Annotated in this window: 18 protein-coding genes; 7 read left to right on the forward strand and 11 right to left on the reverse strand. The window is 76.2% G+C overall.

Annotated elements, in window-relative coordinates; genetic code table 11:
- Window positions 1–16: 16 nt before the first annotated feature.
- Entirely contained in the window at window positions 17–439 is a 423-nt protein-coding gene (locus BLS21_RS04310) for a hypothetical protein (protein WP_245700051.1), read from the reverse strand.
- A gap of 154 nt (window positions 440–593) precedes the next feature.
- Here BLS21_RS04310 and BLS21_RS04315 point away from each other — a divergent pair, with 154 nt between their 5' ends.
- The 4 genes from BLS21_RS04315 (at window position 594) to BLS21_RS04330 (ending at window position 4,201) form a co-directional block, all read left to right on the forward strand.
- Window positions 594–1,370 (forward strand): glycerophosphodiester phosphodiesterase family protein, encoded by a 777-nt coding sequence (locus BLS21_RS04315; protein WP_175479412.1) that lies wholly within the window; start codon window positions 594–596, stop codon window positions 1,368–1,370.
- Between the two features lie 125 nt (window positions 1,371–1,495).
- Entirely contained in the window at window positions 1,496–2,848 is a 1,353-nt protein-coding gene (locus BLS21_RS04320; protein WP_091214300.1) for an MFS transporter, read from the forward strand.
- Between the two features lie 73 nt (window positions 2,849–2,921).
- Window positions 2,922–3,653 carry a thymidine kinase gene (locus tag BLS21_RS04325; RefSeq protein WP_091214303.1) on the forward strand — a complete coding sequence of 244 codons (732 nt, stop codon included), beginning with the start codon at window positions 2,922–2,924 and terminating at the stop codon, window positions 3,651–3,653.
- A gap of 203 nt (window positions 3,654–3,856) precedes the next feature.
- Window positions 3,857–4,201, forward strand: coding sequence for an RNA polymerase-binding protein RbpA (locus tag BLS21_RS04330; protein ID WP_089304327.1), 345 nt, complete (start codon window positions 3,857–3,859; stop codon window positions 4,199–4,201).
- Between the two features lie 221 nt (window positions 4,202–4,422).
- On the opposite strand, the gene BLS21_RS04335 is transcribed toward BLS21_RS04330, so the two are convergent.
- The 4 genes from BLS21_RS04335 to BLS21_RS04350 all read right to left on the reverse strand — a co-directional run bounded on the left by BLS21_RS04335 (window position 4,423) and on the right by BLS21_RS04350 (window position 9,161).
- Window positions 4,423–4,944 (reverse strand): FxsA family protein, encoded by a 522-nt coding sequence (locus BLS21_RS04335; protein ID WP_091214306.1) that lies wholly within the window; start codon window positions 4,942–4,944, stop codon window positions 4,423–4,425.
- 42 nt (window positions 4,945–4,986) lie between these two features.
- On the reverse strand, window positions 4,987–5,775 hold the full coding sequence (locus BLS21_RS04340) for a polyprenol monophosphomannose synthase (RefSeq protein WP_091214308.1): 789 nt from the start codon (window positions 5,773–5,775) through the stop codon (window positions 4,987–4,989).
- Complete coding sequence (lnt, locus tag BLS21_RS04345; protein WP_091214311.1) at window positions 5,772–7,391, reverse strand: apolipoprotein N-acyltransferase; 1,620 nt, start codon at window positions 7,389–7,391, stop codon at window positions 5,772–5,774. Before lnt ends, BLS21_RS04340 begins: the two co-directional genes overlap by 4 nt.
- Before the next feature lie 246 nt (window positions 7,392–7,637).
- Window positions 7,638–9,161, reverse strand: coding sequence for an amidohydrolase (locus BLS21_RS04350; RefSeq protein ID WP_091214313.1), 1,524 nt, complete (start codon window positions 9,159–9,161; stop codon window positions 7,638–7,640).
- 132 nt (window positions 9,162–9,293) lie between these two features.
- On the opposite strand from BLS21_RS04350, the gene BLS21_RS04355 reads away from it, so the two are divergent.
- Complete coding sequence (locus BLS21_RS04355; RefSeq protein ID WP_091214316.1) at window positions 9,294–9,821, forward strand: GNAT family N-acetyltransferase; 528 nt, start codon at window positions 9,294–9,296, stop codon at window positions 9,819–9,821.
- Window positions 9,822–9,909: 88 nt separating this feature from the next.
- Here BLS21_RS04355 and BLS21_RS04360 read toward each other — a convergent pair whose 3' ends face one another.
- On the reverse strand, window positions 9,910–10,767 hold the full coding sequence (locus BLS21_RS04360; protein WP_091214319.1) for a lysophospholipid acyltransferase family protein: 858 nt from the start codon (window positions 10,765–10,767) through the stop codon (window positions 9,910–9,912).
- Window positions 10,768–10,802: 35 nt separating this feature from the next.
- Complete coding sequence (locus tag BLS21_RS04365) at window positions 10,803–11,954, reverse strand: carboxylate-amine ligase (protein WP_091214322.1); 1,152 nt, start codon at window positions 11,952–11,954, stop codon at window positions 10,803–10,805.
- Between the two features lie 147 nt (window positions 11,955–12,101).
- Between BLS21_RS04365 and BLS21_RS04370 the strand changes: the two genes are divergently transcribed.
- Entirely contained in the window at window positions 12,102–12,959 is an 858-nt protein-coding gene (locus BLS21_RS04370) for a hypothetical protein (protein WP_091214325.1), read from the forward strand.
- Between the two features lie 380 nt (window positions 12,960–13,339).
- Here the strand turns inward: BLS21_RS04370 and BLS21_RS04375 are convergent, their stop codons facing one another.
- The 3 genes from BLS21_RS04375 to BLS21_RS04385 are packed head-to-tail and all read right to left on the reverse strand — an operon-like array spanning window position 13,340 to window position 16,107.
- Complete coding sequence (locus tag BLS21_RS04375; protein ID WP_245700053.1) at window positions 13,340–14,458, reverse strand: Rv2578c family radical SAM protein; 1,119 nt, start codon at window positions 14,456–14,458, stop codon at window positions 13,340–13,342.
- 34 nt (window positions 14,459–14,492) lie between these two features.
- The gene (locus BLS21_RS04380) at window positions 14,493–14,975 is read right to left on the reverse strand and encodes an Lrp/AsnC family transcriptional regulator (protein WP_091214328.1); all 483 of its coding nucleotides are present in this window, start codon (window positions 14,973–14,975) and stop codon (window positions 14,493–14,495) included.
- Entirely contained in the window at window positions 14,950–16,107 is a 1,158-nt protein-coding gene (locus tag BLS21_RS04385) for a M24 family metallopeptidase (protein WP_245700055.1), read from the reverse strand. Before BLS21_RS04385 ends, BLS21_RS04380 begins: the two co-directional genes overlap by 26 nt.
- A gap of 66 nt (window positions 16,108–16,173) precedes the next feature.
- On the opposite strand from BLS21_RS04385, the gene BLS21_RS04390 reads away from it, so the two are divergent.
- Window positions 16,174–17,091 carry a 5'-3' exonuclease gene (locus BLS21_RS04390; RefSeq protein ID WP_091215099.1) on the forward strand — a complete coding sequence of 306 codons (918 nt, stop codon included), beginning with the start codon at window positions 16,174–16,176 and terminating at the stop codon, window positions 17,089–17,091.
- A 19-nt stretch (window positions 17,092–17,110) separates the two neighbouring features.
- Here the strand turns inward: BLS21_RS04390 and BLS21_RS04395 are convergent, their stop codons facing one another.
- On the reverse strand, window positions 17,111–17,704 hold the full coding sequence (locus tag BLS21_RS04395) for a DUF4333 domain-containing protein (protein ID WP_091214330.1): 594 nt from the start codon (window positions 17,702–17,704) through the stop codon (window positions 17,111–17,113).
- Window position 17,705 lies beyond the last annotated feature (1 nt).

Below are 17,705 nucleotides of genomic sequence, written 5' to 3' on the forward strand. Positions count from 1 at the left end.
GCCCGGGCCGGTGCGGTCAGCCGGCGGCGCGCTCGGAGACCCAGAGCTTGTCGAGCCGGCCGGTCGACCGCACCAGGTCCTGCAGGGAACGCTCCAACTCGGCCTTGGTGTGCCGCTCGCCCAGCAGGGTCTGCACGTCCTCGATCGCGCAGCGCAGCTGGTACAGCCGGTCCTGCAGCCCGTCGAGCTCCGCGCGGGTGACCAGCACGACGTCACCGGACAGGCCCGCCTTAGCCGTCGCGGAACGCTGCTCGTAGGCCCGCTGCCGGCAGGCCTGACCGCAGTACTGGCGCGGGCGCCCGACCGACCCCTGCTGCGGCAGCACCCGGCGACACCAGCCGCACCGGCGCTCGCTGCCACTCCCCCTCCGCGGGCTGGGCAGCCCGGTCTCGGTCGTTGCCTCCTCGTCGATCGTCCGGATCGTGTCTCGCTCTGCCACGCTGCGCACCGTAGACGCCGCCACCGACACAAACCGCGGAACACGCCCGGTCCGCGCCTGCGGGAAGCCGGTCGGGGCGGGACGGACCGGTCCTCGGCGGCACGTGCGACCAGGCCCCGACCGGCGCGTGGACCAGCGGCGTTAGCGTGTCGGCGTGGGCTCGGTCCGGTACGCGTTCCTCGACGGACCCACCCCCATCGCGATGGCCCACCGGGGCGGGGCGATCGAGCACCTGGAGAACACGCTGCCGGCCTTCGAGGCCTGCGTGGCGATGGGGTACCAGTACCTGGAGACCGACGTCCGGGTCACCGCCGACGGCGTGCCGATCGTGTTCCACGACCCGACCCTCGACCGCGTCACCGACCGCACCGGACGCGTCGACCAGCTGAGGTGGGCGGAGCTGGCACCCGCCCGGATCGGGGGGCGCGAGCCGATCCTCCGGCTCGAGGAGCTGCTCGGCGCCTGGCCCGACGTGCGGTTCAACCTCGACATCAAGGCACCGGGCGTCGTCGCCCCGCTGGCCCGCACCGTCCGCCGGCTGCGCGCCGAGGACCGCATCTGCCTGGGCTCGTTCTCCGACGCCCGCGTCGCCGCGGCCCGCCGGGTGTTCGGGCCCTCGGTGTGCACCTCGCTCGGCCCGCGCGGGGTGGCGGCGCTGCGGCTGTCCTCCTACTCCCCCCGCGCCGCCGGGCTGGTGCGCATCCCCGCCGGCTGCGCGCAGGTGCCGCTGCAGCTGGGTGGCCGGGCGCTGGTCGACGAGCGCTTCATCGCCGCGGCGCACGCCCGCGGGCTGCAGGTGCACGTCTGGACGGTGGACACCCAGGAGGAGGCCGCGGCCGTCCTCGACCTCGGCGTGGACGGCGTGATGACCGACCGCCCGGCGATGCTCCGGGCCCTGCTGGAGCGCCGCGGCCAGTGGGTGCCGCGGTGAGCGGGATCCGGGCCGAGTGGTGGGACGGTGCGCCGCGGGCGGCCGACCGCGGCGTCGTCCCCGCGACATCCCGGCGTGACCAGCCCGTGCTGGACCACCTCGATCACGGCTGACACCCTGCGGCCGTGACGACCGCCGCCGCCACCGGGCCGACCAGCCCCGCCGCCGACCGCGCGCTGCGCCGCGAGCGGTTCGGCTGGTACTCCTACGACTGGGCGATGTCGGTGTTCAACACCAGCGTCACCACGGTCTTCCTCGGCCCGTACCTGACGTCGGTCGCCGAGGAGGCGGCCGGGCCCGACGGGCGGCTGGGCTTCCTGGGCCTGTCCATCCCGCCGGGCAGCTGGTTCTCCTACGTGCTGTCGGCGTCGGTGCTCCTGCAGGTCCTGGTGCTGCCGCTGACCGGCGCCGTGGCCGACCGGACCGGCCGCAAGCGGGAGCTCCTGGCCGGCTCCGCCGCGCTGGGCGCGCTGGCCACCACGGCCCTCTACTTCGTCGCCGACGGCCGTTACCTGCTCGGCGCCGTCCTGTTCGTCCTGGCCAACATCAGCTTCGGCGCGGCCACCGTCGTCTACTACTCGTGGCTGCCGGACCTGGCCGCGCCGGACGAGCGGGACGCCGTCTCCAGCCGCGGGTGGGCGTTCGGCTACGTCGGCGGTGCGCTGCTGCTCGGCGTCCACCTGGGGCTGGTGCTCGGCGCGCCGTCCCTGGGGCTGACCACCGGCGAGGCGGTGCGGATCTGCCTGGCCACGGCCGGCCTGTGGTGGGGCGCGTTCACCGTCTTCACGGTGTCCCGGCTGCGCAACCGGCCGGTGCGCGAGGCCGCCGGCCGGCCGCGCAGCGGCTTCCGCCAGCTGGCGACGACGGTGCGCGAGATGCGGGCCTTCCCGCTGACGCTGTGGTTCCTGGGCGCGTACCTGCTGTTCAACGACGGCGTCCAGACCGTCATCTCGCTGTCGGCCACCTACGCCACCGAGGAGCTCGGCCTGGAGCAGTCGGTGCTCACCGGCGCGATCCTCATGGTCCAGGTGGTGGCCATCGCCGGCGCGCTGGGCCTGGGCCGGCTGGCCGCCCGGTACGGGGCCAAGCGGACCGTCCTGGGCGCCCTGGGGGCGTGGATCGGCGTGCTGGTCGTCGCCTACTTCCTCCAGGCCGGCGCGGTCGGGCAGTTCTACGCCCTGGCCGCGGTCATCGGGCTGGTGCAGGGCGGCACGCAGGCGCTGTCCCGGTCGCTGTTCAGCCAGCTCATCCCGGCGGGCAAGGAGGCCGAGTACTACGGCTTCTACGAGATCAGCGACCGCGGCACCAGCTGGCTGGGGCCGCTGGCGTTCGGCCTGACCTACCAGCTGACCGGGTCCTACCGGCTGGCCATCGTCAGCCTCGTCGTCTTCTTCGTGGCCGGCTTCGTCGCGCTGGCCGCGCTGCCCGTCCGCCGCGCGGTGGTCGCGGCGGGCAACACCCCACCGGAGCGTTTGTGACCAGGCCGGCGAGGTCACGGACGAGCGGAGCACCCCGTGGCGCAGGACCGACGAGCGCCGGCGAGGAGATCCTGTGACACCCCTGACCGACACGGACGGCGCACCGCTGCTGTCCGCCGTCCCCGCCGCCGGCGACCGCCGCCGCCACCCGGCGCCGGCGCACCTGCGCTTCTTCCACGGGCCGATGGACTGCGGCAAGTCCACGCTGGCCCTGCAGGTCGACCACAACCAGAGCCGGCAGGGACGGCGGGGTCTGCTGCTGACCCAGGGGGACCGCTCCGCGCAGCCGCAGATCAGCTCCCGGGTGGGGCTGTGCCGCGAGGCGCTGGAGGTGGCGGCGGGCACCGACCTGCGGCTGCTGGTGCGCGCCTCCTGGGCGGCGGGCGACCGGGTGGACTACCTGATCGTCGACGAGGCGCAGTTCCTCACCGCCGCGCAGGTCGACCAGCTCGCCGAGCTCGTCGACGAGTCGCACGTCGACGTCTACGCCTTCGGGCTCACCACCGACTTCCGGGCGCGGCTGTTCCCCGGCACCCAGCGGCTGCTCGAGGTCGCCGACGACGTCCAGCGCATCCAGGTCGAGGTGCTGTGCTGGTGCGGGCTGCCCGGGCTGCTCAACGCCCGGGTGGTGGACGGCGAGATGGTCCGCGAGGGCGAGACCGTCGTCGTCGCCGACACCGCGCCCACCCCGGCGCCGGACGAGCGGGACGCCGACGTGCACTACCAGGTGCTCTGCCGGCGCCACCACGTGCTGGGCCAGCTGGGCCCGACGGCGGCCGGCCCCGGGCAGCTGGCGCTGCGCTGAGGGCCCGGCGACCGGCCGGGACTCCCCCGGAAGGGGGTGGTCCAGCGTCCCACTACCACCCCATGCGATGATTCGGGACCGATTCCGCGGAATCTCTCCGCGAACTCTGTCGTTGGTCCACGTGATCCCGCCGCGCAGTGGGTAGACCCCTGCTGCGACGGTGAGTCTGGACCGACACCACCAGCACGAGAGGACGGTGTGCCATGGGCGAGCGTTCCCTGCGGGGCAGCCGACTGGGCAGCGTGAGCTACGAGACCGAACGGAACACCGCGCCGATCGAGCGGCAGTACGCGGAGTACCGGTGCCCGTCGGGTCACCTGTTCACCGTGCCCTTCGCGGACGACGCCGAGCTCCCCGACACCTGGGAGTGCAAGTTCGACGGCTCGGCCGCCAAGCTGGTCGGTGGCACCGAGCCCGCGCCCAAGAAGGTCAAGCCCCCGCGGACGCACTGGGACATGCTCCTGGAGCGCCGTTCGGTGGAGGACCTCGAGGAGGTCCTGGCCGAGCGCCTCGAGGTGCTCCGCGGTCGGCGGACCCGCGCCAGCTGACACCGTCGCACGACGGCAGGCGACGGCCCCGGTGGGATCCCCCACCGGGGCCGTTCCGCGTTCCGGGCCCGGAGCGCAGGTCCGCCGGTCCCAGCCCCCCTCAGGAGTTGGTCATGGGCTCGGTGCAGGTGACGCGCGCGGACGTGCCGAGCGGGCCAACCCCAACGCCATGATCGTCTCGACGTCGGCGCCCGGGGCAGCGACGTCGGGAGCCGGACCGGTCACGGGCGGTCGTCGCGCACCGGCTCGTCCCGCACGACCTCGCCCTCGATGACCAGCGGCCGCCCGAACCCGGACGCGTGCGCCCCCGAACCGAACGGACCGCCGAGGGGCCCCTCCGCGCGGGCGCTGCGCACCCGCACCGGACCGCGCAGCGCGACCGGCAGCCGGGCGGCCACCGTGCGGCCCAGCAGCCCGCGGACGAGGAAGCGCGTCGGCGGCAGCAGGCACAGCAGCCCCACGACGTCCCCGAGGAACCCGGGCAGCACCATCAGCAGCCCGCCGACGGCGATCAGCCCGGCGTCCCCCAGGGCCCGCCCCGGTGCCCGCCGCTCGCGGGCCCGTTCCCGCAGCTCGGCCAGCGCCCGGGTGCCCTGGCGGGCCAGCAGCACCCAGCCCAGGGCGGTCGTGGCCAGGGTGGCCAGCACCGTCCACCCCACGCCGATCCACGAGGCGACCAGGACGAGGACGACGACCTCGGCCAGCGCCCACAGCCCCACCAGCACGCGCACGCGGTGTCCCACGGTTCTCCTCTCGCCCGCACGCGCCGGCGGCCCCAGGTCCGCCTACCGGACCCCGCTCGACCGCCCGCCGTCGCGGGCTCGTCGCGGCACGGGGCGGCGGACCCGGCCCGGCAGCCGGTCGGCCAGCCGGTCCTGCAGGCCCCACCAGGTGACCCGTACCAACGCCTCCTGAACGATCGAGCGGCTCATCTTGCTCCGCCCGAACGTGCGTTCGGTGAAGGTGATCGGCACCTCGACCACGCGGGCGCCGGCGCGGACCGCCCGCCACGCCCAGTCGACCTGGAAGCAGTAGCCCTGGCTGGCGACGTCGTCGAAGGGCAGCCGGTCGACCAGCTCGCCGCGCACCGCCCGGAAACCGCCGGTGGCGTCGGCCAGGGGCAGCCGCAGCGACCAGCGGGTCCACAGGTTGCCCGCGCGGGAGAGCAGCAGCCGGTGCAGCGGCCAGTCCTCCACCCGCCCGCCGGGCACGTACCGCGAGCCCAGCACCAGGTCGGCGTCCTCGAGCGCGGCCAGCAGGTCGGGCAGCTGCTCGGGGTGGTGCGAGCCGTCGGCGTCCATCTCGACCAGCACGTCGTAGCCGCGCGCGCGGCCCCAGCGGAAGCCGGCGACGTAGGCCGGGCCGAGGCCGGACTTGGTGGTCCGCCGCAGCACGTGCACCCGCGGGTCGAGCGCGGCCAGCTTCTCGGCCAGCTCGCCGGTGCCGTCGGGCGAGCCGTCGTCCACCACGAGGGCGTGCGCCTCCGGGAGGGCCGCGTGCAGCCGCTCCAGGATCGGCTCGATGTTCTCCACCTCGTCGTAGGTGGGGACGACGACCAGCACGCGCGCGCTCACGCCGTCCCTCTCCGCAGCCGGCGGCGCAGCGCGGGCGTGGCGACCGCGAGCACCGCCCCGGCGCCCAGCGCGCTCAGCAGCCACTCCGGGCCGGCGCCCAGCCGCTCGGCGAGGGTGGTGGAGTCGCGCTGCGCGACCTCCTCGACGAACACCGCCGGCTCGAACAGCCCCGAGGCGGCGGCCAGGGAGCCGTCGGGGGCGATGACCGCCGAGATGCCGCTGGTGGAGGCCAGGGCGACCGAGCGGCCGAACTCGACCGCCCGGACGCGGGCGGCCGCGACCTGCTGCTCGCTCTCGGCGGTGTAGCCGAAGGTGGCGTTGTTGGTCTGGACGACGATCATCCCGGCGCCGGCGGAGACGGCGTCGTGCACCAGGCCGTCGTAGACCACCTCGAAGCAGATGACGTCGGCGATCCGGGCGCCGCCCACCTCCAGCAGGCCGACCTCGTCGCCGGCAGCGAAGTCGCGGCGGACCAGGTCGACCTTGTCGCTGAACAGCCGGAAGAAGTCGCGGAAGGGGATGTACTCGGCGAACGGGACCGGGTGGCGCTTGACGTAGGTGTCGCCCGGCCCGGTCCCCGGGGCCCAGACGATCGCGGTGTTGCTGATGAACGCACCCGGGCCGCTGACGACGGCGCCCACCAGGACCGGCGCGCCGATGGCGTCCGCGGCGCGGCTGATCTCACGGGCGGCGTCGGGGTTGCGGTACGGGTCGATGTCGGAGCTGTTCTCCGGCCAGACGACGAGGTCGGGCTGCGGCTGCTCGCCGGCCGCGACCGCCTCGGCCAGGGCGATCGTCCGGCCCACGTGGTTGTCCAGCACCGCCCGGCGGCGCTCGTTGAACTCCAGGCCCGGCTTCGGGACGTCGCCCTGCACGACCGCGACAGTCCGGGTCGGCCCGCCGGCGGTGAGCGAGGAGCCGGGCAGCGGCAGCCAGGCCAGCCCGCCCAGCGCCGGGACGGCCAGCGCGCCCAGGGCGGTGAGCGCCGCGGCGCGCCGTCCCCCGGCGCCCAGCCGCAGGACGGCGGCGGCCAGCAGCGTGCCGGTGAGCGCGATGGCGAACCCGACCAGGGGCACCCCGCCGTAGGCGGCGAGCGCCAGGAACGGCCCCTCGGTCTGGCTCAGGCCCAGCCGGCCCCAGGGGAAGCCGCCGAACGGGAACCGGCCGCGCAGCGCCTCCTGGGCCACCCAGAGAGCCGCCGCCCACAGCGGCCACAGCGGCAGCCGCGACGTGGCGGCCGTCGCCGCGCCGAGCAGGGCGACGGAGGCGGCCTGCGAGATGGCGAGTGCGAGCCACGGCAGCGCGCCGACGACGATGCCGCTCCACGACAGCAGCGGCACGAAGAACGCCAGGCCGGCGACCAGGCCCAGCCAGGCGCCGGTGCGGGCGCGCTGCCCGTGGACGGCCAGGGCCAGGGCGGCCGGGCCCAGCGGTGCCAGCAGCGGCAGCGAGGAGCCGGGGAAGGCGAGCAGGAGCAGTCCCCCGGCGGCGGCCGCCAGCAGCGTCCGCCCTGCCAGCTGCCCACCCACCCAGCGCCGCCGGGACCCACCCGCGGAGCTCGTACCCGAGGACCCGGCGGGCCGCTCGAGGGTGCCGGTCGGCGTCGCTGACGGCACCCGTGCCTCCCGTGGACCCGTGCGGCCGGGAGCCTCCGGTCGCTGACCTGCCCCGAGCCGGTCGGACGGGGTCGCGGCCTCCAGCATCCCATCCCGCCGGGGATCGGCGAGGAACCCGTTCCGGGGTCCCCCGTCCGTGCCGTCCCCCGACGGGGGACCGCGGCGGGTGATTGCAGTCGCTGTAGGGACACTCCGCCGCGGTCCCTGGCCTCGCGGACGGCGGACGGACCGTGAGCCGTCCGTGCCCTACGCGCCTCGGTCCCCGACCGGGGCGCCGTCCACCAGCAGCAGGCGGCAGGCCGGCCGGCCCCGCCCGGCGAGCACCGCCGACAGCGTCTCCGACGTCGCCCACAGCGCCAGGTCGGCCGGAGCCCCGACGGCCAGCGGCCCCTGTGGGTGCTCCGCGCGGACGGCGTGCCAGCCGCCGTGCGTGGCCGCGTCGAAGGCGTCGAAGGGCCGCAGCCCCGATCCCGGCGCGTGGTGGTCGACCGCCGCGTGCACCCCGCCCCACGGGTCCAGCGGGGTGACCGGGGTGTCGCTGCCCAGGACGAGCGCGACCCCGGCGTCGGCGAGTTCGGCGAACGGGTTGGTGGCCAGCGCCCGGTCCACCCCGAGCCGCTCGGCGTACATCCCGGCGTCCCCGCCCCAGGCCGAGTCGAACGCCGGCTGCACGCTGGCGACCATCCCCCAGTCGCGCAGCCGCACCACCGCTGCCGGGGACGCCATCTCGACGTGCTCGAGGCGGTGCCGGCACGCCCGGACCGCGGCTGCGCCCAGCTCGTCGACGACCGCGCCGACCGCGTCGAGCACCTGGTCGACCGCGGCGTCCCCGATGACGTGGAACCCCGCCTGCACGCCGGCGCGGGTGCAGGCCCGCACGTGCTCGACCAGGGACGCCGTCTCGAAGCGCAGGTGCCCGACCGTCTCGGGTCGGTCACTGTAGGGACGGCTCAGCGCGGCGGTGTGCGAGCCCAGGGCGCCGTCGCAGAACAGGTCGCCCCCGGCGCCGGTCAGACCCAGTTCGCGCACCACGTCCAGGCCTCCGCGCTCGGCCAGCTCACCCCAGTAGCCGAGCACCCGCGGACCGGGCTCGGCGGCGGCGATCGCCAGCAGGCCGGCCAGGTCGTCGGCGCCGGAGACCTCGGGTCCGGCCATCTCGTGCAGGCTGCCGATGCCCAGGGCGGCCGCCGCCGCGCGGGTGGCCCGCTGCGCGGCGCCGCGCTGGACGGCGTCCACCGCCCCGTAGGCCGCCTGCCGGGCGGCGTGGTGGGCATCCAGGCGCAGCTGCCCGTCCGCGGAGAAGCCGGGCAGGTCGGCGATCCCCGGGATCCGGTCCAGCAGCGCGGTCGAGACGGTGGCGGAGTGGACGTCGACCCGTGCCAGGTAGGCCGGCCGGTCGCCGACGACGGCGTCGACGTCGGCACGGGTGGGCCCGCGACCCTCCGGCCAGCCGGTCTCGTCCCAGCCGGTGCCGAGCAGGACACCGCCCGGAGTGGCCGCGGCGTGGGCCCGGAGCGACGCAACCACATCTCCAAGGCTCAGGCTCGAGTGGAGGTCGAGACCGGTGAGCGCCAGACCGGTCGCCGTGGCGTGCACGTGCGCGTCGACGAAGGCCGGGGTGAGCAGCGCCCCCTCCCCCGCGACCACCCGGGCGGCGGACGGCGCGGCGGCGGCGTCCCCGAGCCAGGCGATCCGGCCGTCCTCCACCAGCACCGCCCGGCCGGTGCGATCGCCGACCGTCACGTCGGTGACCAGCAGGCTCTCGGTCACGTCCCGTCCTCCCTGTCGCGCGGGCGCCGACCGCGCCCGGGGAAGGACACCACGGCGCCTCCGCCGGAGGCGTCCCGGGGGGCGGCCGGCGTCCGGTGGCCGCGGGCCGCCCCCGGCGGTAGGCAGGACGGCGTGGCGGCCGAGGGCGGGGACCTGCGCACCGCACGGTTGCGGTTGCGGCCCTGGACCACCCGCCGGGACGACCTGGCGCGGCTGGTGGACCTCTACGGCCGCGACGAGGTCACCCGCTGGCTGGGCGGCACGCCGTCGGTCCCGCCGGCCGAGCTGGTCGCCCGGTGGCGCGCGGTGGCGCAGGCCGACGACCGCTTCGGCGTCTGGGCGATCGAGCTGGACTCCGGGATCGTGGCCGGCACGGTGCTGCTCAAGCCCCTCCCCCGCGGCGTGGGCGAGGTGGAGGTCGGCTGGCACCTGCACCCGGACAGCTGGGGCCGCGGCTACGCCACCGAGGCGGCGCGGGCGGTCATCGAGCGGGGCTTCGAGGCGGGCCTGCCGGAGGTGTACGCCGTGGTCCGGCCCGGCAACACCGCGTCGGTGGCTGTGTGCACCCGGCTGGGGATGACCCCGCTGGGCCGGATGCGCCGCTGGTACGACGTCGAGCTCGACGCCTTCCGGCTCATGGCACCGACGGTCGTCGACTGAGAGAGGACCCCGTCCCCCCTCACCGCTCGCGGGCTCGCGGCGAGCCTCCGGGCGGGGCCGCTCCAGGGCTCGGCTCGGCGGCCACCCTTCAGCGGGCGCGGCGGCGCAGCAGCCGGCGCACCGTCGCGACCGGGTTCGCCTTGGGGCGGGCGCCCTTGACGTCGCTGTGGTCGAGGCGCACGGCCTCCTCCGGCGTCGGTGCGGTGCCGCCCAGGTGCGCCGGCTGCCACCAGAGGTCCTCGGGGCCGGCCGGCGGCTGGGGATAGGTGCGCTGGGCCTCGTCGAGCAACGCCTCCATCGCCGCCCGGATGCGGGTCAGCAGCGCGCGGGGCTCCTCCCCCGGCTCCGGGCGGATCGGCTCGCCGAGGACGACGGTGACCGCCACGCCGCGGGTCAGCTGGATCGGGTGGTGCTTGGTGAACAGCCGCTGGCCGCCCCACACCGCCGCGGGGATCACCGGGACCCCGGCGTCGATCGCCATCCGCGCGGCGCCGGCCTTGAGCTCCTTGACCCGGAAGCTGCTGCTGATCGTCGCCTCGGGGAAGACGCCGACCACCTCGCCGTCCTTGAGCGCGCGGACGGCGAGGTCGAACGCGGCCGCTCCGGCCTTCCGGTCGACCGGGATGTGGTGCATCGCCCGCATGAACGGCCCGGAGAAACCGTGGGCGAACACCGAGGCCTTGGCCATGAACCGCACCAGCCGGTGCTGCGGTAGCGCCGCCAGCCCGAGGAAGGTGAAGTCGAGGTAGCTGACGTGGTTGCTGCAGACCACCGCGCCGCCCGACGTCGGCACGTGCTCGGCGCCGCGGACGTCGAAGCGGAAGCGCAGCAGCCGGAACACCGCCAGCGCCAGCCGGATGACGAACCGGTACGGACGGTCGCGGGGGTCCGGGTGCGCACCGAAGAGGTCGCGGCGGACGACGTCGCCCCAGCTGGCGGTGTACATGGCGGGACGATAACCGCCGTCCCGCGGCACCGCTCTCAGGAGTGCGTGGCCTCGACCGCCGCCCGCACCACCGCGGTGAGGTCACCGGTCTGCGCGAACACCCGGCGCTGTAGGTCCGCGCCGGTGCCGCGGTCGAGGACCGCGGCGACGCCGCCGGATACCCGCTGCTCGTCGCCGGCGGCGGCCAGCGCGGGCCGCACGTGCTCCAGCAGCGCCGTCACGACCTGCGCGGCCGGCGCGGGACGGCCGGTGGCGGGGTGCACGAGGTCCCCGGTCAGCCCGGAGCGGCTGGCGCGCCACGCGGCCATGCGCACCACCTCGCTGCGGACGGCGGGCGCCGGCACCCCGGCCCGCCACTCGCCCGCGGCGGTGCCGACCAGCCCGCGCACCAGGCCGGCGAGGGTGACGGCGTCCTCGGCCCGCAGCGCGACGTCGGCGACCCGCACCTCGACGGTGGGCCAGCGCTCGGACAGCCGGGCGTCGAAGTACACCATCCCGGTGTCGACGATCGTCTCCGTGGCGAGCAGCTCCTGCACGAGCCGGTGGTAGGCGGCGGCGTCGGCGAACAGCTCGGTGGGGCCCGACGACGGCCAGCGGTTCCACGCCTGGGCGCGGTAGCTGGCGTGGCCGCTGTCCCGGCCCAGCCAGAACGGCGAGTTCGCGGTCAGCGCGGTCAGCACCGGGAGCCACACGCGGATCCGGTTGAGGACGGCGACGCCCTCCTCGTCGTCGTCGACGGCGACGTGCACGTGGCACCCGCAGGTCAGCTGCTCGGCCGCGGTCAGCCCGAAGGTCTCGGCCATCTGCGTGTACCGCTCCCCCGGCGTGCTCCGCGGCTCGACCCGCACCGGGGAGCTGGCCAGCGCGGCCACCCGGGCGCCGACACCACGGGCCGCGGCGTCCGCCCGCTCCCGCCAGTGCCGCAGGTCGGCGGCCACGTCCTCCAGACCCGTGCAGACGGGCGTGCCGAACTCCAGCTGCTGCGCCTTGAGCTCGGGGACCAGCCGGGCGGCCGGGTCGTCGACCACGCGCGTGTCGCCGTCCTCCCGCTCGGCACGGTCGTGCTCCTCGACCGTCTCGCCCTCGCCACGACGGGCCGCCACCTCCAGCGCGGCCGGCCCGAGCGGCACCGGCCGCCCCGAGGGGTCGACCACCAGCAGTTCCTCCTCGACACCCACCGTCCGCACGCCGACAGCATTCCCAGGAGGCTGCGGTGCCGCGCGGCGAACGGGATGGGGAACCGGAAGTCCTTGTCGGTGGCCCGGCGCCGGAGGCGCCGCCTTCCCTCCCTGGAAGTTTCCTACAACTGTTCGGGATAACGGTACGATGAGTGCATGAGCGACCGGTGGGAACCGCCTCTCCCGGCGATGCCGGCTCCGCCTCCCGAGCGGGCCTGGCGCCGGCTGCCCGTGCCGCCCGGCTACGAGGCCCAGTGGCGCCGGCTCGTCGACGCCGCGCTCGAGCTCGGCATGGGGCCCGACGCCCTCGTCGAGGAGGGCATGGACCCCATCGCCGAAGCCCGCGACTGGAAGCCGGCCACCGTCGCCCTCTACAGCAAGGTCGCCCGGTACGGCGGGATCGCGCTGCCGGTGGTGCGGACGCCGGAGCCCGACCCGCAGACCCTGGAGTTGCGGCCACTCTCCCAGATCAGGTCCGAGGACCCCGAACACCTGCGCACCGTGGCGTGGTGCGCGCTGGCCCTGGGCTGGCCCGGGACCGTGGGGCAGTTCCGGTCGCTGCGCCGCGACCAGGTGCAGCCGACGGCGCGGCGGGTCGTCGTCCGCACCGAGGACGGCGAGTGGTCGGTGCCGGGCGCGCTCACCGCGTGGCACGCCTGGGAGTCCTGCCGCGCCCGGTTCCCCGCGCTCGCCGACAGCCCGTGGGTGCTGCCGGCGCTGCGCCGCGGCCCCGGTCTCACCTCGGCCGTGGGGGCGCGACTGTCGACCCAGGCGCTGCAGGTCACCTTCGCCAAGCACGCCGTGCGGACGGCGCAGCACCTTCGGATGACCGCACCACCGTCGAGGCGCGAGTGGGCCGAGGCGCTGGCGGTGCAGTACCTGACCCTCTCCTACGACTCCTACCGCCGGCTCGCGCTCGCGGGCGGCGCCGAGCCGGTCGCCCCGCGCGGCGCCGTGCGCGCCAAGCGCAGTGCGGCCCGAGCGGCGCGCGAGGCCGAGGGCCGCCCCTCCTGATCAGTGCGCGGGCTGCTCTTGGCCTCGCTGTCGGCCTTTTCTCCTGTTCTTGTCGGACGGCTAGTTGGGGATAACGGTAGTGGGGAGTGGCGCGCGAGGCCGACGCCGAGCCGGGCCTCCCCGGTCGGGCCGGCAGGAGGGCTCGTCGGCCGGTGTCGGGGCGGGGCACGCGCGCGGGCCCCGCGGGCCCGGATGACGTGCCCGCTGGCCGCCGCCAGGTGCCCCGTGCCGCTCTCACCCGGCACGTCGGGCGCCGAGCGGGGCCCCCCTCCCCTGCTGCTGCCTGGCCCTCTCCGTCGTCGATGGTGCGCCAGTTGGAGATAACGGGTACATGGCCGCTGCGCGGCCCCGGGCGACCGCGCCGGTGCCGGCGCGTCGGGTCAGAGGAGCGCGAGCTGCTCGCCCACCGGTGCCGGAGCGGGGCGGACCTGCGCCGGCCGGGTCGCCGGCAGGCTGCCTGACGGGAAGTCGCGGTCCCCGTCCGCGGGGATGCCGCCCGGCGTACTGTCGCCGTCCACCCCACGGGCCGCTCCCCCGGCCTGCCCGTCCAGGCCGTACCGGGTGAGCAGCGGGCCCACCCGGCCGGCCAGCCAGCTGCGGTACTCCGGTGCGACGACCGCGCCGCGGCGGTAGAGCTGCCGGTAGCGCGGCACCAGTGCCGGGTGCTCGCGGGCCAGCCAGGCGGAGAACCACTCCCGGGCGCCGGGGCGCAGGTGCAGCGGGACGACGGTGACGCCGGTGGCCCCCGCCTCCGCGACGGCTCGCAGCGCGGCGTCGAGGTCCGCCAGCCGGTCGGTGAGGCCGGGCAGCACCGGGGCGAGGAACACCCCGCAGGTCAGGCCGGCGTCGGTGAGCGCCCGCACCAGCTCCAGCCGGGCCCGCGGGCTGGGCGCCCCGGGCTCGAGGGAGGCCTGCAGCTCGTCGTCCCGGATCGCCAGGGACACCCCGAGCCCGACGGGGACGTCGCGGGCAGCGGCCGCCAGCAGCGGCAGGTCCCGGCGCAGCAGGGTGCCTTTCGTCAGGATCGAGAACGGCGTGCCGGAGCCCGCCAGCGCCGAGATCACGCCGGGCATCAGCCGGTAGCGGCCCTCGGCCCGCTGGTACGGGTCGGTGTTGGTGCCCAGGGCGACGTGCTCGCGCCGCCACGAGGGCCGGGCCAGCTCGCGGCGCAGGACGTCGACCAGGTTGGTCTTCACGACGACCTGGGTGTCGAAGTCCCGGCCGGTGTCCAGCTCCAACCACTGGTGCGTGCTGCGGGCGTAGCAGTAACCACACGCATGGGAGCAGCCCCGGTAGGGGTTGATGGTCCATCGGAACGGCATGCGCGAGTCGCCCGGGACCTCGTTGAGCGCGCTCCTGCTGCGGACCTCGTGGAAGGTCAGCCCGGGGAACTCCGGCACCTGGACGCTGCGCAGGAGGCCGCGCATCGTCGGCATGCCGGGCAGCGTGGCCGGCTCCTCGGCGTCCAGCCGCTGGGCGTCCCACCGCACGCCGGTCATCCGAACACACGTTCGACCCGGTGTCCAGCCGGCGCTACAGCGGCGGGCGGTCCTCGTAGAAGGTGGAGAGCACCACCGTCGTGCGCGTGGTGACGTTGGCGGTCTGCCGGATGGTCCGCAGCAGCGCCTCCAGCGCGTCCGGGGACGACGTCCGCACCTTGAGCAGGTAGCTCTCCACCCCCGCCACCGAGTGGCAGGCCTCGATCTCGGTCAGGTGCGCCAGCAGCGCCGGTGCCTCGTCCGGCGTGGCGGCGTCGGACGGGGTGATCGCGACGAACGCGGTCAGGCCCAGGCCGAGGGCCGCCGCGTCGAGCTTGGCGTGGTAGCCGGTGATCAGTCCCCGCTGCTCGAGCCGGCGCACCCGCTGGTGCACCGCCGACACCGACAGGCCCACCCGCTCGGCGAGCTCGGTGTAGCTGGCCCGCCCGTCGCGGGCCAGGGCGGCCAGCAGCGCCCGGTCGACGTCGCCGGAGGTGAGCGGCCCGCCGCCCTCAGCCGGGGAGGACGACGAGCTCACGCGGACCCTCGTTGAGCGCGGTGACGCCGTCGTCGGTGCAGACGACGATGTCCTCGATGCGGGCGCCGCAGCGGCCGGGCAGGTAAATGCCCGGCTCGACGGAGAACGCCATCCCCGGCTCGAGCGGCAGGCCGTTGCCGGCGACGATGTAGGGCGCCTCGTGGGTGTCCAGGCCGATGCCGTGCCCGGTGCGGTGGATGAAGTACTCGCCCCACCCGGCGGCGGCGATGACGTCGCGCGCGGCGGCGTCCACGGCCTCGGCGGTCACCCCGGGCCGGACGGCGGCGGTCGAGGCGCGCTGGGCCTCCTGCAGGACGGCGTACCACTCGGCGACCTCGGCACCCGGCGCGCGGCCGACGGCGTAGGTGCGGGTGCAGTCCGACCGGTAGCCGGTGACCGTCTCGCCGCCGATGTCGACGACGACGACGTCCCCCTCCTCCACCACCCGGTCGGAGAGCTCGTGGTGCGGGCTGGCGCCGTTGGGCCCGGACCCGACGATGGTGAAGTCCACCGACACGTGCCCCTCGGCGAGGATCGCCGCGGCGATGTCGGCACCCACCTCGGCCTCGGTGCGCCCGGCCCGCAGCCACTCCCCCATCCGGGCGTGCACCCGGTCGATGGCCGCGCCGGCCGCGGCGAGCTCGGCGACCTCGGCCGGCGTCTTCACCATCCGCAGCCGGTCGACGACCGGGCCCGCCAGCTCCAGCGCCGCCCCGGGCAGGGCGCCCGCGACGCCGAGTGCGTGCAGCGCCCAGGTGCGGTCGCCCACGGCCACCCGCGCCGGCGCGGCACCCAGCCGGGCGGTGGCGGTGCGGCCCAGCAGGGCGAAGGGGTCGTCGGTCTCGTCCCAGGCCAGCACCTCCAGGCCCAGGCCGCCGGCCGGGCTGGCGTCGACCATGGGGGCCTCCAGCCGGGGGACGACGAGGAACGGCTCGCCCCGCCGCGGCACCGCCAGCGCGGTGAGCCGCTCCATCGCGTGGGCGGAGTAGCCGCAGAGGTAGCGCAGGTCCGAGCCCGGGGTGACGACGAGCAGGTCGACCCCGGCCTCCGCGGCGACCTGCCGCGCGGCGTGCACGCGGTCGATGGTCACCAGCGGCGCACCGGCGGTCGCGGCGGCGGTCGGAGAGGGCACGATCGGAGCCTAACCAGGCGGTACGCCGTGCACCCCCCGCCGTTACCGTCCCGAGTCGTGACGACGATGCTGCTCGACGCCGCCTCCCTCTACTTCCGGGCCTTCTACGGGGTGCCGACCAGCGTCACGTCACCCGACGGGCGCCCGGTCAACGCGGTCCGCGGCTTCCTGGACATGACCGCCCGGCTGGTCACCGCCCACGCCCCCGACCGGCTCGTCGCCTGCTGGGACGACGACTGGCGCCCGGCCTTCCGCGTGCAGGCGCTGCCCTCCTACAAGGCGCACCGGCTCTCCCCCGACGGCGGCGAGGAGACCCCCGCGGAGCTCGGCCCGCAGGTGCCGGTGCTGGTCGAGGTGCTCGCCGCGGCGGGACTGGCGCGGGTCGGCGCCCCCGGCTACGAGGCCGACGACGTCATCGGCACGCTGGCCACCCGCGCCCGCGGCCCGGTCGACGTCGTCACCGGCGACCGCGACCTCTTCCAGCTGGTGGACGACGGGCGCGGGGTGCGCGTCCTCTACACCGCCCGCGGCATCACCGACCTCGAGCTGGTCGACGAGGCGGCGGTGACGGCGAAGTACGGCATCCCGGGGCGGGCCTACGCCGACTTCGCGGTGCTGCGCGGCGACCCCAGCGACGGGCTGCCCGGGGTGGCCGGCATCGGCGCCAAGACCGCGGCGGCGCTGATCACCGAGTTCGGTGACCTGGCCGGCATCCGGGCGGCCGCCGCGCGGACCGTCGTGCCCGAGCCGCCGCTCACCGCCGCCGTCCTCAGGAAGCTGCACGCCGGCGCGGACTACCTCGACGCCGCCCCGGTGGTCGTGGCCGTCGCCCGCGACGTCGACCTGCCCGCGGTGGAGGGCACGCTCCCCCGCCGTCCGGCCGACCCCGACGCGCTGGCGGCACTGGCCGCCGCGCACGGCATCGAGTCCTCGCTGCGGCGGCTCGGTGCGGCGCTGGGCTGGCCGCAGGACGCCATGGCCTGACCCGCCCGCCCCGGAGCCCTCAGACCTCTTCCCACGTGTAGGAGGCGTCGGTCTCGTCGATGATGACGATGCGGAGGGTGACCTCCTCGCCGTCGGCCGTGGTGCCGGTGCACTCGTAGTCGGAGCCCTGCTCGACCTGCATCTCGTCGTCGCAGGTCAGGTCGATCGCCACGCCCTCCCGCTCCTCGAACTGGGCGGCGACGTCGGCCTCGACCCGCTCGGGGTCGAGCACGGTGTCGGCGAAGAGGCGGGCGAACACCACGGCGAGCAGCAGCAGGACCGCCGGGACGACGATGCCGGCGACCAGCCCCCTGCGTGACCGGCGCGGCGGAGCAGGCGGCGGCCCGTACGGCGGCTGGCCGTACGGGGGCTGCCCCGTCCAGTAGGGCGGCTGGCCGGCGGCCGGCTGCCCACCCCAGGGCTGCCCGTACTGCGGGGACGGCGGGCCGTGGACCGGCTGCCCGTACGGCGGCTGGCCGCCGTACGGGCCGGGCGGTCCCCAGGGCCCGGGCTGCTGCGGCCCGGGCTGCTGGGGCCATTGCTGCGGCGGCCACGGCTGCGGCGGCCGGCCCGGCTCACCGGGCGGCGGGCCGCCGTGCGGGGGGTTGGTCATC

This window comes from Geodermatophilus siccatus (genome assembly GCF_900103785.1).
Taxonomy (GTDB): domain Bacteria; phylum Actinomycetota; class Actinomycetes; order Mycobacteriales; family Geodermatophilaceae; genus Geodermatophilus; species Geodermatophilus siccatus.

Coding starts and splice junctions, on each gene's coding strand:
- BLS21_RS04330 (WP_089304327.1), top strand. CDS start 3,857: ATGGGCGAGCGTTCCCTGCGGGGCAGCCGACTGGGCAGCGTGAGCTAC.
- BLS21_RS04360 (WP_091214319.1), bottom strand. CDS start 10,767: ATGTACACCGCCAGCTGGGGCGACGTCGTCCGCCGCGACCTCTTCGGT.
- BLS21_RS04390 (WP_091215099.1), top strand. CDS start 16,174: ATGCTGCTCGACGCCGCCTCCCTCTACTTCCGGGCCTTCTACGGGGTG.
- BLS21_RS04375 (WP_245700053.1), bottom strand. CDS start 14,458: ATGACCGGCGTGCGGTGGGACGCCCAGCGGCTGGACGCCGAGGAGCCG.
- BLS21_RS04395 (WP_091214330.1), bottom strand. CDS start 17,704: ATGACCAACCCCCCGCACGGCGGCCCGCCGCCCGGTGAGCCGGGCCGG.
- BLS21_RS04370 (WP_091214325.1), top strand. CDS start 12,102: ATGAGCGACCGGTGGGAACCGCCTCTCCCGGCGATGCCGGCTCCGCCT.